Origin of the sequence: Frankia umida (assembly GCF_023242945.1) — a bacterium.
Lineage (GTDB): Bacteria > Actinomycetota > Actinomycetes > Frankiales > Frankiaceae > Frankia > Frankia umida.
This window is the reverse complement of the sequence record NZ_JALKFT010000120.1, coordinates 1-368: the sequence shown is the minus strand read 5'-3', so window position 1 is coordinate 368 and position 368 is coordinate 1. Positions and strand designations below refer to the sequence as shown.

1 protein-coding gene is annotated in these 368 nt (G+C 73.1%); it reads right to left on the bottom strand.

Features of this window, described 5'->3' with window-relative positions; all coding sequences use genetic code 11:
- The coding region (locus MXD59_RS26045; protein WP_248827209.1) for an AMP-binding protein at positions 1-368 on the bottom strand (368 nt) is incomplete at both ends.

Sequence of the window (368 nt, the reverse complement as noted above, 5' to 3'; positions counted from 1 at the left end):
ATCTTCACCTGCTCGTCGACCCGACCCAGGAACTCAAGGGCCCCCACCGGCGTCCACCGCACCAGGTCACCGGTGCGATAGAGCCGCTCCCCCACCCCGAACGGGCTCGCCACGAACCGGCTCGCCGTCTCCCCAGGCCGACCCAGATAGCCCCGGGCCAGCCCCGCACCCGAGACGAACAGTTCGCCGGCGACCCCGGCGGGCACCGGTGACAGCGCGCCGTCGAGCACGTGGACCTTCAACCCGGCGACGGGCCGTCCGATGTGCGGCTTCGCGCCGGCCCCCACGACCGTCCAGGTGGCGTCGACGGTGCATTCGGTCGGGCCGTAGCAGTTCAGGCCGACGGTGCGTTCGGCCGCGCCCAGCTC